At 48.4% G+C, this 13,182-nt stretch carries 14 protein-coding genes and 1 tRNA gene; 10 read left to right on the top strand and 5 right to left on the bottom strand.

Annotated elements, in window-relative coordinates; genetic code table 11:
- Positions 1 to 18: 18 nt before the first annotated feature.
- The 8 genes from Q6A92_RS06190 to Q6A92_RS06155 all read left to right on the top strand — a co-directional run bounded on the left by Q6A92_RS06190 (position 19) and on the right by Q6A92_RS06155 (position 7,052).
- Positions 19 to 279: a stage V sporulation protein S gene (locus tag Q6A92_RS06190; protein WP_274397352.1), complete on the top strand. Its 261-nt coding sequence runs from the start codon at positions 19 to 21 to the stop codon at positions 277 to 279.
- A gap of 490 nt (positions 280 to 769) precedes the next feature.
- Positions 770 to 1,612, top strand: a complete 843-nt coding sequence (locus Q6A92_RS06185) for an SPFH domain-containing protein (protein WP_274397351.1) — start codon at positions 770 to 772, stop codon at positions 1,610 to 1,612.
- Positions 1,613 to 1,628: 16 nt separating this feature from the next.
- Complete coding sequence (locus Q6A92_RS06180; RefSeq protein WP_274397350.1) at positions 1,629 to 1,790, top strand: ribbon-helix-helix domain-containing protein; 162 nt, start codon at positions 1,629 to 1,631, stop codon at positions 1,788 to 1,790.
- A 190-nt stretch (positions 1,791 to 1,980) separates the two neighbouring features.
- Positions 1,981 to 2,445 carry a CBS domain-containing protein gene (locus Q6A92_RS06175; protein ID WP_274397349.1) on the top strand — a complete coding sequence of 155 codons (465 nt, stop codon included), beginning with the start codon at positions 1,981 to 1,983 and terminating at the stop codon, positions 2,443 to 2,445.
- A 402-nt stretch (positions 2,446 to 2,847) separates the two neighbouring features.
- Complete coding sequence (locus Q6A92_RS06170; RefSeq protein WP_332237415.1) at positions 2,848 to 4,260, top strand: FAD-binding oxidoreductase; 1,413 nt, start codon at positions 2,848 to 2,850, stop codon at positions 4,258 to 4,260.
- Positions 4,257 to 5,549, top strand: coding sequence for a (Fe-S)-binding protein (locus Q6A92_RS06165; protein ID WP_274397347.1), 1,293 nt, complete (start codon positions 4,257 to 4,259; stop codon positions 5,547 to 5,549). The genes Q6A92_RS06170 and Q6A92_RS06165 overlap by 4 nt, the downstream gene beginning before the upstream one ends.
- 501 nt (positions 5,550 to 6,050) lie before the next feature.
- On the top strand, positions 6,051 to 6,428 hold the full coding sequence (locus Q6A92_RS06160; RefSeq protein WP_332237414.1) for a hypothetical protein: 378 nt from the start codon (positions 6,051 to 6,053) through the stop codon (positions 6,426 to 6,428).
- 123 nt (positions 6,429 to 6,551) lie between these two features.
- Positions 6,552 to 7,052, top strand: coding sequence for a DUF402 domain-containing protein (locus Q6A92_RS06155; protein ID WP_274397345.1), 501 nt, complete (start codon positions 6,552 to 6,554; stop codon positions 7,050 to 7,052).
- A 113-nt stretch (positions 7,053 to 7,165) separates the two neighbouring features.
- Here the strand turns inward: Q6A92_RS06155 and Q6A92_RS06150 are convergent.
- Positions 7,166 to 7,239, bottom strand: a tRNA-Pro gene (locus Q6A92_RS06150).
- A 466-nt stretch (positions 7,240 to 7,705) separates the two neighbouring features.
- Between Q6A92_RS06150 and Q6A92_RS06145 the strand changes: the two genes are divergently transcribed.
- Positions 7,706 to 9,331, top strand: coding sequence for a S53 family peptidase (locus tag Q6A92_RS06145; RefSeq protein WP_274397344.1), 1,626 nt, complete (start codon positions 7,706 to 7,708; stop codon positions 9,329 to 9,331).
- A 231-nt stretch (positions 9,332 to 9,562) separates the two neighbouring features.
- Here Q6A92_RS06145 and Q6A92_RS06140 read toward each other — a convergent pair whose 3' ends face one another.
- Positions 9,563 to 9,730, bottom strand: a complete 168-nt coding sequence (locus Q6A92_RS06140) for a hypothetical protein (protein ID WP_332237413.1) — start codon at positions 9,728 to 9,730, stop codon at positions 9,563 to 9,565.
- Positions 9,731 to 9,847: 117 nt separating this feature from the next.
- On the opposite strand from Q6A92_RS06140, the gene Q6A92_RS06135 reads away from it, so the two are divergent.
- Positions 9,848 to 10,336, top strand: coding sequence for a GNAT family N-acetyltransferase (locus Q6A92_RS06135; RefSeq protein WP_274397342.1), 489 nt, complete (start codon positions 9,848 to 9,850; stop codon positions 10,334 to 10,336).
- A 238-nt stretch (positions 10,337 to 10,574) separates the two neighbouring features.
- Here Q6A92_RS06135 and Q6A92_RS06130 read toward each other — a convergent pair whose 3' ends face one another.
- The 3 genes from Q6A92_RS06130 to Q6A92_RS06120 all read right to left on the bottom strand — a co-directional run bounded on the left by Q6A92_RS06130 (position 10,575) and on the right by Q6A92_RS06120 (position 12,520).
- Positions 10,575 to 11,216: an SdpI family protein gene (locus Q6A92_RS06130; RefSeq protein WP_274397341.1), complete on the bottom strand. Its 642-nt coding sequence runs from the start codon at positions 11,214 to 11,216 to the stop codon at positions 10,575 to 10,577.
- Complete coding sequence (locus tag Q6A92_RS06125; protein WP_274397340.1) at positions 11,213 to 11,491, bottom strand: autorepressor SdpR family transcription factor; 279 nt, start codon at positions 11,489 to 11,491, stop codon at positions 11,213 to 11,215. The genes Q6A92_RS06130 and Q6A92_RS06125 overlap by 4 nt, the downstream gene beginning before the upstream one ends.
- A gap of 573 nt (positions 11,492 to 12,064) precedes the next feature.
- Positions 12,065 to 12,520, bottom strand: a complete 456-nt coding sequence (locus Q6A92_RS06120; protein WP_274397339.1) for a DUF2231 domain-containing protein — start codon at positions 12,518 to 12,520, stop codon at positions 12,065 to 12,067.
- Positions 12,521 to 13,182: the final 662 nt, after the last annotated feature.

The raw sequence follows: 13,182 nt of genomic DNA, 5'->3' as shown, positions 1-13,182 counted from the left end.
AGGAGATGACAAACGGAAATGGATGTATTAAAAGTTTCAGCAAAATCTATACCTAACTCTGTTGCCGGTGCCCTTGCCCACGCGATGAGGGAACAAAAAACGGCAGAAATTCAGGCAATCGGAGCGGGTGCACTCAACCAGGCCGTCAAGGCTGTTGCGATTGCCAGAGGTTTTGTCGCTCCGAGCGGACTCGATCTGATCTGCATTCCTGCTTTTACGGATATTGTGATCGACGGCGAAGAACGGACGGCGATCAAACTGATCGTCGAGCCCAGGTGATTTTTTACCTTATTACGGGGATTTTTTATATGCAAGCGAACGAGAATAACGAAAAAGTGACGAACTCACAGTATTTCATCAAAAAGGCTGTTTCAAAAGCCTCTTATTAAGACTCAGGAACCGGAGAGAAGTTTGTAAAAACACCTCTCCGGTTCTTCTTTTCTATCCTTAGTCGGGCGGATAATGGGAGGATGGCGGAAATCCGCTAAAAGAACACAGCAAACGAGACCTGACGAGGTGAATTTTTATACGAGAATGAAAACCTCCTTATCGGGTGGAAATCCTTTAACGCTCCTATCGGCTGAGCGTTTTTCTCTTTCCCATTAGGGTCTTGCATCCGGTCGCACTTTGACAGGCTGTTTCCGCTCGGGTCCAATTTCTTCGATTAATAAAAAATCAGCCTTTTCTGCAAAAATAGTAAAAAACAGGAAATTATGATATCATATTAATATGATTATAAAAGAATAAGGATATAAGGGAGGGGTTTATTTTGAAAGAAACAAAAGCCTGGAAAATGAATGGTTTCGTCGGCCTGCTGGTCATACTGGTTTTGCTTGGTGCGGGGATTGCCGCAGAGATATCGGCTATTTTGTGGGCCGCCGTATTATTGTGGCTCGCTGCTCTTGTGCTGATGACCGGCATGACCGTCATCCCACCGAATAAAACGAAAGTCGTCACTTTTTTCGGACGTTATGCAGGCAGTGTTCAGGACAATGGAATCTTCCTGACGGTTCCCTTATCCGTCAGAAGGACTGTTTCACTCCGTGTCCGCAACTTCAACAGCCAGAAGCTGAAAGTCAACGACGTGGAAGGCAATCCGATCGAAATCGCTGCCGTGGTCGTATTTAAAGTGGTGGACTCGGCAAAGGCGCTGTTTGATGTCGATAATTACACTCAATTCGTTGAGATTCAAAGCGAGACGGCCGTTCGTCATATTGCCTCCAAGTATCCGTATGATAATTTTGAAGAGCAGGGGCTGTCGCTGAGAAGCAATGCGGCGGAGATCTCCGATGTACTGAAGGAAGAGCTTCAGAACCGGCTTACCCTTGCCGGAGTCGCTGTTGTCGAAACGAGGCTGACACATCTTGCCTACTCGACGGAAGTAGCGCAGGCGATGCTTCAGCGCCAGCAGGCGGCAGCGATCATTTCTGCCAGGCAGAAAATTGTTGAGGGGGCCGTAGGCATGGCTCAGATGGCCATCCAGCGTCTTGAAAAGGATCATGTGATCGAACTGGACGAGGAACGAAAAGTGAACATGATTAATAATCTGATGGTCGCCATTGTTTCGGAAAAGGGGACGCAGCCGGTGATCAATACGGGAAGTCTTTACTGAGGAACGGAGTTTTTGCATGGCACAGAAAAAAAGTTTTTTGTTGAGAATGGATCGCGACCTTTACGAGATTCTGCAGAGATGGGCGGCCGACGAATTTCGAAGTGTAAACGGCCAGATCGAATTTTTGCTGCGCGAAGCCGTGAAACGCTCGGGAAAAACGGATAAAAAGGAAAAGTAAATACGGTTCTGCGTTTTCGGCAGCCCTTCTGCCGGCAGCCTCTTTTTTCTCAGTAGCAAGCGGCTGTCTTGTAAAATCACCGTGCCGATTGGCGATGCTTTAATTGATTTACCGGAAGAAAACGTTTTCAATCCGGGCGGGATATTGTAAAATTGAGTCGGAAGGGATAGCGCCACAGGGGGTGATGCTGATGCTTGTAGAAGATCTGATGATTAAAGACGTGATTTCCGTGCATGAGAATGATTCGATTGAAGCGCTGATCAGGACATTGATTGTACACAAGATTGGCAGCGTACCCGTTTTGAATGATCAGGACAAACTGGCCGGCTTTGTGACTGACGGGGATATACTTCGCGCTGTTTCCCCGATGCAGCAGACGATTTATGATTTTTATGTGATGATCGTCGCTGTTGAAGCTGAAACCCCGCGTGATAAAGTCAGGGATCTCCTAAATGAGAAGGTAAAAGACATTATGAAAAAAAGGAACATCCAGACCGTTTATGTGAATAAGGATGTGGACGCCGTGTTGAAAATCCTTTCCCATCACCATTTTAAAAAATTGCCGGTTATTGACGGTGAGCGGCATGTTGTGGGAATAATCAGCCGGAGCAACCTCATACGTTATATCGGAGAGCTGGCAATCAGTAAAAAGTAACGCGTGCCATCAGGCTGCAGGATCCGGCGGGCACTCCGGCCTTTGCAGCGGGCGGATATGCTGCGGACAGACAAAACAGGACAGATCTCCTGAAGCCGAATCGCTCGATTGGTTTTGGGAGATTTTTGATTGAATGAGTTTTCTAACATTTTAAATGAAACAAGCCGGCGTTTTTTTATCAGTGCGGATGTGCAGTCGAACGAGACTCATTTTAGGAAGATGAAAGGGCATGCTCGATTTTGGGGCTGAAGAAATCCGGGTGCGCATGCTTGAAAAAGGAAGACGCGGAACGGAGTTTTAAGAAACATCTTCCTTTACAGATTATTCATGAAAGCGATATCATAAAATGGTATGGATAAACTTTTTAAATAATCGGAAACAAATGATGACAGGGGCGAGTATATGTCGATTCCAAGAAACGCTTATCAGCAAATCAAAATGATCATACGCGATCAGAGCCGGGTGCTGACAAGCGAAGAAGATCTGGTCAGTTATGGTTATGATGCGTCATTCGGATTTTATCTGCCGGATCTGGTGGTTCAGGTCACCTCTGTCGAAGAAACGGCCGGGATTTTAAAATTGGCCAACCGATTTAAAATTCCCGTAACGCCGAGAGGACAGGCGTCGAGCCTGAGCGGCGGGCCGCTTCCCGTAAAGGGGGGCATTGTTCTCGACGTCTCGCAGTGGAATCGGAAGCTGATCGTGGACAGTGAGGATCTGGTCGCCGTTGTCTCGCCGGGGGTTGTCACGGCGCGGATCGATAAAGAGGCGGCAAAATACGGTCTGATGTATCCTCCTGATCCGGGAAGCTCGCAGATGTCGACGATTGCCGGCAATCTGGCCGAAAATTCCGGCGGACCGAGATGCCTGAAATACGGGGTGACGAAGGATTATGTAATCGGGCTCGAAGTCGTGACGCCGCAGGGCGAAGTCATGCGGACCGGAGGACGTACCGTAAAAAACGTCAGCGGTTATGATCTGACAAAACTGATTGTCGGGTCGGAGGGAACGCTGGGTGTGATTACGGAAGCGACCTTGCGTCTCGTTCCGAGGCCGCCGTCGTCGCGGACGCTGATGATCATTTTCAATCATTTTATCGATTCAGGGAGAATGGTAACCCAAATACTGACATCCGGCATTTTACCGGCCAAAATTGAAATGATGGATCAGGCGTCGATCCGGGCAGTTGAAGCCTATAAACCTCTCGGGCTGCCGACCGATGCCGAAGCTATTCTGCTTGTCGCCCTCGACGGTCATCCCGCCGCTGTGAAAGATGAGTCGGAAAAAATAGCTGAAATAGCGAAAGGTGTCGGCGCTAGAGAAATAAAAGCCGCCGAAACGGATCGGGAGGCCGGCGAGTTATGGCAGGCACGCAGGCTTGTTTCGCCGGCGATTGTTCGCACAAAACCGACCAAAATTTCGGAAGATGCAACGGTTCCAAGAAGTAAGATTCCTGAGTTCTGTGCCCGTCTTCAGGAAATCAAAATGAAATACCGGATTGACCTGGTCGTGTTCGGCCATGCGGGCGACGGCAATCTTCATCCGAATATTATCTGCGACAAAAGGGATAAAGAAGAGATGAAGAGAGTCGAAAAGGCGATTGAGGCAATCTTTCACACGGCGCTCAACTTGGGCGGAACCTTATCGGGAGAACACGGCATAGGCACAATGAAAAGCGCATACATGCCCTGGGAGTTCTCGCCGGAGGCACTTGATATGATGAAACGGATCAAGACAGCGTGGGATCCTAATAATATTCTGAATCCGTCGAAAATTTTCCCGGTTCCGGGGCAGAGGCTGGTGCTGTCGGAATGAGCGGCGATCCGAGAGAAAAACTGGCCTACGATGAAACGTTTGACTGCATTCAATGCGGCAGCTGTCTTCCGGCGTGCCCGACCTATAAAACAATGGGCAAAGAGACGCAGTCGCCGCGCGGGCGGATCAATCTCGTAAAAATGGCGGCGGAAGGGAAAATTGCGCTCGATAAACTAAGAGAACCGATTAGTCTCTGCCTGGGCTGCCGCGCCTGCGAACGTGTCTGTCCGACAAACGTCAAGTACGGCAAAATTCTTGAATCCGCCAAAGAGGCGCTCTATGAACGGGAAACAGAGACTGGTTCACCGGTCAAGCGATTTGAGGAGGACCTGTTCTACAAACAGATTTTTCCAAATAGGCATATGCTGCATACCGCAAGCAATATCCTGTGGTTTTATCAGAAATCGGGATTAAAAACGGTGGCTCATTTAACCGGCATGAACAAGCTGCTTCCTCATAATCTGGAAACTTTTGAACAGGCAACGCCGAGAATTTCCAGCCCGGGCCACCGGCATCAGCGGCCGAAAAAATTATCTCCGGAGGGCAGGCCGTTATTCAAAGTCGGCTTTTTCACCGGCTGTGTCATGGATGCCGTGTTTGACAGAATTAACGACCTGAGCATGAAACTGCTTGCGGCTTCCGGCTGCGAGGTGGTCGCGGTGGAGGGTCAGACGTGCTGCGGAGCGCTTCACGATCACGGCGGCCGGACGGATCTGACCAGAGAACTGGCTAAACAGAATATTGAAGTATTCGAACAGGGGTCGTTTGATTATATTGTTAATAATGCCGGAGGATGCGGCGCAATGCTTGGCGAGTATGCTCATCTGTTTGCGGATGATGAAACATGGCGGCAGCGTGCCGAACGTTTCGCAGAAAAATCGGTGGATATCAGTGTGCTTTTAGCACGGCTGACGCTGCCGATTAAGCGGGATATTCACCGCCGGATCACTTTTCAGCCGTCCTGTCATATGACCAATGTCCAGAAAGTCATTGACGAGCCGCTGCAGCTGATCCGCCGTGTGAAGGGCATTGATTTTCATCCATTGGACGATCCGGACTTTTGCTGCGGGTCCGCCGGCGTCTACAACATCGTCAATTATGAAGAGTCGATGAAAATTCTTGATGTGAAAATGGCGGATGTGAAGGATAAGAATCCAGACCTCATCGTCACCACCAATCCCGGCTGTCTGCTGCAGATGAAAGCCGGGATCGAGCGCGAAAACTTAAGCGATCACATCAGAGCCGTGCATCTCGTTGAACTGCTTGCGGCAGCGTGCGACCTGAATTAATCAATTTTTAAAGCAGAACCGCCGGCAGGCCCTGCCGGCGGTTCTGCTTTCTTCCCTGCATTCGATTGAAAAAGGAATGATTGCGTGCGGCCCGTTTCAGGTGAACGAACTGCCTGCGCATTTTACCTCTGCCGGCCGAAAAAGCGCACGTGATGACCGATAAACGAGAGTTAGTTTAAATAGTGGACACGTCAAAATGGGATTCCGCATGATTAAACTATCCTAGAAAGGGCGTGTTCGAACATGGCCTTCTCGCAACGAAAGTCAGACCCAGCGCCGCGTGGTAGGTTTTAGAGGACCAGCCTCTTTCTTTTTAAGTGTCCACTTTATTGACAGAACTCCATAACAACCGATAGATCAATTGACGATCGATATATATCCAATAAAACTGATCAAACGTTATGTATGGAAACAGCCAGGGAAAAGGTTGCTAAGATTAAATAGGACGAGGGGAATTGTTTTAAAACACAGCTGACATTGGGAAAGGAGCTTTCGATCGCTATGCGTAAATGGCAATCTGTCGCTGTTCTGCTAGTCTCTATGCTTTTATTTAATGTGACTCTTTTGTTAGAAGCTACTCATCCGATAAATTCTTATGCCAATTCTTACCGCAACAACAGCATTTGGATTTCTGTAGGTATTATGGCTTTCTTTTATTTAATATTCCTGCTTCTGACTCCTTTCAAGAATAGGACGATTAGTATTGTTCTTGGTGTTTTTCATCTTTTGATGTTCACTATTTTTATAGCACCCTTCATAACGGCAATAAATAGTTATCCAGCTAATCCCTTCACTTTACTGGCACTTCCTGTTTCATTTATTGGTTTAATTGCATCGTTTTATTGGGGTTATAAACTTATAAGATTTGGAATAAAATGATTCCAATACTTTGAATTCTGAATTTGTTGTGTCAATAGGACACGCTGATGCAGAAGGTTTTTGCACAAGTGATATTTTATATTTTTTACTCTTACGGGAGTAAGGAAAGAAGGAGCGGCAGACTTGGAGCTTCCGATCGAGAAAGCCATTATTATTGAAAGAAAAATACGATACGACGGCACGATTGCCGAATATTATTGCCGACGGGTGAAAATCGGAAAAGAGGATGCGGTTCTTTGCTATAGACTGGAAAATTCTGTTTCGCTGCATGGCAGCGAGACAGAGTTGACGATTCCCGAAGGCAGCCGCACCGTTTCTTATTATTGGACAGACAGACCCTATAACGTTTATATCTGGACAGATCAGAACGGGCGCTATATCGGTTCTTACCTTAACATTGTCGGGAATACACGGATTTCAGACCGTGTTGTTTCCTATGAAGATCTGATTCTGGATGTTTTGGTACTTCCCGACGGGAGTTACAGTGTTTTGGACGAAGATGAGCTACCGGAACCGCTGGAACAATTTAAACAGGGATATGTGAGCCGTATCCTCCGTTCCCTGCTCCGGTCGCTTGATTCTCTGCTTCCGCCATTGATCGAGCAGGCGAAAAATCTTAAATAAAAAAGGCCCGCGGACGGTGAACGGATCCCCCCGAGAACTAAAAAAGCCATAAACACGGTCATCATAGCCCCGTACTTACAGCTTTTTCCTTGATCATCTCTTTGAAGCTCCGATCGGAAAGACAGGATTTGAACCTGCGACCACATGGCCCCCAGCCATGTGCTCTACCAAGCTGAGCTACTTTCCGACGATTGATAAAATCCGGGTCATCCGGAATTCATCCAAACATAAACAGTCAGTGTATATATTATAATGCGCCTGCACCGCACGGTCAAGGTATTTTTTCAAGCCGGGCCAACTACGGGTTCTTTCTATATAATTCATGTTTTTGTATTCTAAACATATCCATCTAATGTATTAAGACAGAGAATGAGGGCGGACGATGAACGAAAGAATTTTAATTTCTGATCCGGCAGTTCCCGATGCATGGCTTTGAACGCTGCGCCTGCAGTCTGTTCGGCTGACAGGGAGAGCTGTTATCTGGATAACCCGCGTTGAGAAACTTTTTGGGGGCGTGGGACTCCACCAGTTGTTTTCACACACTGACCGTGCGAAACGGTTGTATAATTGATGTAACCTCTTTGTTGCCGGTTTCAAGTCCTGGGAAATAGACTCATTTCCAGCTGAATGAGTAAATGAAAGGATGTTGTTTCATGAGCAAAGATGATAACTTATCCAACGGACAGAAAGCCACGGACAAAGTGCAGCTTGCAGGCGGGAGATCCCCGCTTCCAAGAGCTCAAAGAGTAGGCCCGGTCAATCCTGAAGAAGAAATAACGGTCACTGTTCTTCTGCATCGGCCGCCCATTGAAGCACTGCTTGCGAAAACGGAAACTCCTTCATTGAAAAAAAAGAACTATCTCAGCCGTGAAAAGTTCGCGGCAACCTATGGCGCGAAGCAAGAGGATATAAAAAAAGTGGAACAGTTTGCAAGGACCCGCAAATTGAGCGTTTCGGAAGTGAACGCGGCTGCCGGGACTGTGCAGCTGAAGGGGACGGCCGCTTCTCTTAATCAGGCTTTCGGTGTCGAACTTGAAAAATATAAGCATCCCGATTTTACTTATCGGGGACATCGCGGACCGGTTATGATTCCGTCTGAGCTGGACGGAGTTGTTGAGGCGGTTTTCGGCTTGGATAACCGGCCTCAGGTTAGAACGCATTTTCAGATTTTTCAGCAAGGCAAGTATTCGGTACGCAGCGAACAGAAGGGTACGTCCTATACCCCGCCGCAGGTGGCACAGCTCTACCGCTTTCCGTCGGATATCGATTGCAGTAAGCAATGTATCGGCATCATTGAGCTGGGCGGAGGCTATACGGACGCGGAACTGCAGCAATATTTTTCTTCTCTCGGCATCACGGAGCCGTCGGTCAAGAGTGTTTCAGTCAATGGCGGAAGCAATCAGCCGACCGGCGATCCGGGCGGAGCCGACGGGGAAGTTGTCCTTGATATTGAGGTCGCTGCCGCCGTTGCTCCAGGGGTAAACATCGTTGTCTATTTTGCTCCCAACACCGATGCGGGATTTCTGAATGCCATCAATACGGCGATACATGATACCGGAAACAAGCCCTCCGTTGTTTCGATCAGCTGGGGGGCCGCGGAAAGCGAGTGGACACAACAGGCGATGGCAGCCATGGATCGGGCTGCACAGGATGCCGCGGCTGTAGGCGTGACGATCTGCTGTGCCGCGGGAGATCGCGGCTCAGCAGACGGAGTCGGCGACGGCCTCGTTCATGTCGATTTTCCGGCATCCAGTCCGCACATGCTCGCCTGCGGCGGCACAAGGCTTGAAGGGAGCGGGGCCACCATAACCAACGAAACGGTTTGGGACGACGGTCCCGACAGCAGTACCGGCGGCGGGGTCAGTGACTCTTTCAAGCTTCCTGCCTGGCAGAATTCAGCCAATGTCCCGTCTTCCGCGAATCCCGGGGGGAAATCGGGCCGCGGCGTTCCCGACGTTGCCGGCAATGCCGATCCGGGAACGGGCTATCAGATATTAGTAGACGGGCAGCAGACGGTGATCGGCGGGACCAGTGCAGTGGCTCCGCTCTGGTCCGGGCTGATTGCCCTGATCAATCAGCAGCTCGGCCATGCGATCGGGTTCATCCAGCCCGTTCTTTATAATGCGTCCGCACGCTCTGCTTTGCGCGATATCACGCAGGGCAATAATGATTCCAGCCGAATAAAAGGAGCCTATGCCGCCGGGCCGGGCTGGGATGCCTGCACAGGGCTGGGAAGCCCGGTCGGAAGCCAGCTGTCCGGCGTATTTCAGAATCAGTAAAAAATGAATAAAACGCATCAAGCGGGGACGGCCGGTTCCCGCTTTTATTTTGGATGCTGAATGCGCGGACAGCGGTACTGATCTTCAGCGGGAAATAACGGTCGATGCCGGTGCTTTATCGATTGTCAGTGAAAATAACAGTTGACACTGTCGCTTTATCGGTTTATCAGCAGGGTAATAACGGTCGATGCCGATGCTTTAGGTCATCAACAGGTCATCGACACCGTCGCTTTATCGGTTTATCAGCAGGGCAATAACGGTCGATGCCGTTGCTTTATCGGTCGTCAGCAAAATATATCGGCCATTGTCAGCGATCTGCTCATCTTCCGCATCAGGGGCCAGGCTGTCTTCAATGGGCGGTTTCGGTGCAACGCCTGTTTTGTCGAGCTCAGCCATCATCTTGGTGCCGTCAGAACGCGGAAACGAAACTTTGTACTATAATGAATCAAACAGAAGCTTTCGCTTCAGTCACTGAATGCGGTAAGCTGGGGCAGTGCACAACTTTAAAGGAGGAGGATGATCACGCGCCTTCAAATTGCCGAAGTATCGGACGCAGCGTTTATTCATGAGATCATGATCCAGGCTTTTATTGAATATAAGCAGACTGCCGCGCCTTCAAGTGCCCTTGAAGAGTCCGTATCATCTGTTTCGGACGCTTTAAAAGACGGGGAGCAGGCGCTGATTGCTTTTGATGATCGGGATGAAGCAGCCGGAATGGTCCGTTTTCGCTTAAAAGAGACTGCCGTTTATTTTTTCCGGCTGTCGGTTGTACCGGAAAAAAGGGGCTGCGGCATTGCCAAACGGCTTCTAAAAGCACTTGAGGACTATGCCGGGCAGAATAATAAATATGAATTGATATGCCGGGTCCGCGAAAAAGCAGCTAAAAATCTGAACTTATATCGTTCATTGGGCTATAGCATTTTTGACAGGGAGGTTGTATATAAACCAAACGGTGTCCAGATAGCGGTCGTTTTTATGAGAAAACGGCTTGAAAGACAGGTTTAAGGATGTTCCTTCGGTCCGTCTTTTTAAGGCAGGACTGAGAGAGAGCCTGCTCATACTGAACAGCCGGTCAGCGCGCGGCTCAATTGTAAGCTCTGCAGATAAGAAGCCTCCTTTAAGACGGATACAAATTCATACGGGATGGCCCGATAGGGAAAAATTAAGATCCGTTCGTTTTTCGATAAACGCGCACAGCAGGGCAGAGGTTATCCAACCGTTTATGAACTCTCCGATCCATCGGCTATTGAAAGCCGTTTAAGTTTCTGAAAATCCAGTAGGAATAGATATAGGAAAAGGCAATTGTAAGGACAAGAACGGCGACCAGGATAACGGCCGGCCACCTGCCGGGCAGAAATCCTCCGGCTCCGAGACAGGCGCCGGATACAATAAACACTCTCGATCCCATCCGATGCGTTTTCCTCCAGACCGTTTCGTTGCTCAAAGTCCACGGCGTTCTGATTCCGATGAAAAAGTTCGGTTTCAGGGACTGCATGTAATTTCCGAGCAGGATAAACAGACAGCCGACCATAAGATACGTGATATAAGGGACCGTAAGGCGGGGATTGAGGCTGCTGAAAAGCGTCAGACAACTAATGATAAAGAAAAAAAAGAACGAAATATTACGTATGCGCTCGTAGCTTTTTAAAAAGTACTGATAATTTTTCCTTCTCGGGTCAATCATCGGTATGAGAAGAAACAGGGCGTAACCGACGATCATGATTCCTAAAGAGAGGATCACGGCTTGGAGCTTCGGTGCATAGCGATTGGCGTATCCGTTTATTCCCCAGTGAATCGGCACCCGAGCGGGAATTTTCGGATAAAAATAGATCCACAGGCCTAGAGCAATCAAGAACAAAAGAATAGGAAACAGATGTTTTTTCATGACCTTTTTTCTCCTCCGTCCACAAAATGCAGCAGCCAGCTAATGAATTCCTGAAAAACCGTTGTATTTAACGAATAAACAATAAATTGCCCCTTTTTTATGTCATTGACCAATCCCGCGTTTTTTAATAAGTTGAGATGCCGTGAAATACTGGGCTTTGACATCTCAAAACGGCTTGAGATCTCTCCGGCCGTCAAATCGCTCTTTTTCAGCAAATCAAGAATTTTTCTTCGCGTCGGATCGGCCAGTGCCTTAAACACGGCGCTGCTGTTCAACTGCGGCCACTTCTTTCTATAGAATTACACATTTAACTAATTAGCTAATTATCTAATTTGGATTATACCAGAAAAACGGCAGGTGACAAGATTGTGGGAACGGTATATGGAACATCTTTATGAGTCCGGCAGATTTTCGCGGGAAAATACGGGTTCAGGAGAGGGATATTCGCGGAAACCGAACCTTCTGCGGATCTGGCTGAGCAGTTTATTTTTTGAATCGGATTCTTTATTGTATCCAAAGATTGAATCCATGTTGCGGCGGACTGTCCGGATTCGGCATTATCAATCGGCGGCAGGCTGTGAAACGATTGGCTGCATAGAACGCAGGCGGTAAAAAAACTATGCTGAGAGTGGTGAATCCTGCCGAACAATAATCGGACTGCCTGACGTGCTTTCAAGCAGATCGCCGATCAGTGTCCCGGCAGGATACGGATTCGGTGTAGCTTGGCCTTTGACGCAGTCGGAGCCAACGTTGCTCTTATACCGTAATCCTTATAAATTTTTATAATAAAATAAGATCCAGGCATCTTCCGGGTCGAATGTGCCTGAATCTTTTTTTCCCAAAGCTGTTCAATCTACGGATATGGAAGAAACGGCGGGGGCGCTGTGTTTCTGAATATAGACCATCTGACCGCCGTAATGCCCTGTGAGAGCGAGCGTGATTGACCCTAAGATGCAGAAGGCCAGAACAAGCGGCATGAAAATACGGCTTTTAATAAAGTGAAGCAGTATTCTTGCGCCCAAAGCTGCAGCGAACAGGAGCATCGTCACAGCTGCGTATATTTTATGAATGCGAACGACGCTTAGATAGCCGTTTCCCCAGTGCGTGCTGGCAAATTGCTCGGCTCCGTCCCCGCTCAGGGAGGCGACGATACCTGACAGAAAACCGACGACAAGCAAATATAAGGCCGCTTTATCAAAGAAGTCTTTCTTCCAGATAACGGCAATGATCTGCGTCACGGTTGCCAGAAGCAGCAGGGCGATAGGAAAATGGACGAGCAAGGGGTGAAGCGGTGATCCGAACATATGAATCCTCTCCTTTGTAAACAGGACAAGCATACATAAAAAAACTGAAAAAGAACTGAATGAATCGATACGGGTATCCCTTTAGCTCATTTTCCAGCTGTGCCGTCAACTGATGTCGATTCCTCCTGAAACCATCTGTCTCTTGAAAGGCGAAGAGCGTTTCCATGATTAACAGACTTCTGCAGCAGTTGATAAACTTCTGTCGCGGTTGATAAACCGGGTGTAATAGCTGAAGACCGATTAAGCACCGTCGACGACCGATAAACTGCTCCGAACGGTCGATAAACCGGGTGTAACGACCGATAAACTGCCTGCCGCGGCCGATAATGGATAAAATCCGAGCCATACAGCCAGGCCACCGATCAGTATCGGTCCGAGAATTCTCGGACCGAAAAATTGCTAATCGACCTGAAACAGCGATCTATCGCTCCGAAATGGGTTCAATTCGCCCTGTTTTGGTCAAGTATCGCCCCGTCAAGAGTTTATCGCCCTGAAAAAAGAATGAATCGCCCTAAAGCAATAGACAATCGCCCTGAAATGGTTGCGATTCGCCCTGTTTTGGCCAAGTATCGCCCCGTCAAGAGCTTATCGCCCTGAAAAAAGAATGAATCGCCCTAAAGCAATAGACAATCGCCCTGAAATGGTTGCGATTCGCCCTGTTT

The sequence above is a fragment of the Sporolactobacillus sp. KGMB 08714 genome, assembly GCF_036598985.1.
Lineage (GTDB): Bacteria > Bacillota > Bacilli > Bacillales > Sporolactobacillaceae > Sporolactobacillus.
The sequence above is the reverse complement of the archived record's forward strand: the minus strand, read 5'-3'. Positions and strand labels throughout refer to the sequence as shown.

Excerpts from the sequence above, each read along its gene's own strand:
- Q6A92_RS06190 (WP_274397352.1), top strand. The coding sequence starts at position 19 with ATGGATGTATTAAAAGTTTCAGCAAAATCTATACCTAACTCTGTTGCC.
- Q6A92_RS06180 (WP_274397350.1), top strand. The coding sequence starts at position 1,629 with ATGGCACAGAAAAAAAGTTTTTTGTTGAGAATGGATCGCGACCTTTAC.
- Q6A92_RS06175 (WP_274397349.1), top strand. The coding sequence starts at position 1,981 with ATGCTTGTAGAAGATCTGATGATTAAAGACGTGATTTCCGTGCATGAG.
- Q6A92_RS06170 (WP_332237415.1), top strand. The coding sequence starts at position 2,848 with ATGTCGATTCCAAGAAACGCTTATCAGCAAATCAAAATGATCATACGC.
- Q6A92_RS06165 (WP_274397347.1), top strand. The coding sequence starts at position 4,257 with ATGAGCGGCGATCCGAGAGAAAAACTGGCCTACGATGAAACGTTTGAC.
- Q6A92_RS06160 (WP_332237414.1), top strand. The coding sequence starts at position 6,051 with ATGCGTAAATGGCAATCTGTCGCTGTTCTGCTAGTCTCTATGCTTTTA.
- Q6A92_RS06145 (WP_274397344.1), top strand. The coding sequence starts at position 7,706 with ATGAGCAAAGATGATAACTTATCCAACGGACAGAAAGCCACGGACAAA.
- Q6A92_RS06140 (WP_332237413.1), bottom strand. The coding sequence starts at position 9,730 with ATGATGGCTGAGCTCGACAAAACAGGCGTTGCACCGAAACCGCCCATT.
- Q6A92_RS06135 (WP_274397342.1), top strand. The coding sequence starts at position 9,848 with ATGATCACGCGCCTTCAAATTGCCGAAGTATCGGACGCAGCGTTTATT.
- Q6A92_RS06130 (WP_274397341.1), bottom strand. The coding sequence starts at position 11,216 with ATGAAAAAACATCTGTTTCCTATTCTTTTGTTCTTGATTGCTCTAGGC.
- Q6A92_RS06120 (WP_274397339.1), bottom strand. The coding sequence starts at position 12,520 with ATGTTCGGATCACCGCTTCACCCCTTGCTCGTCCATTTTCCTATCGCC.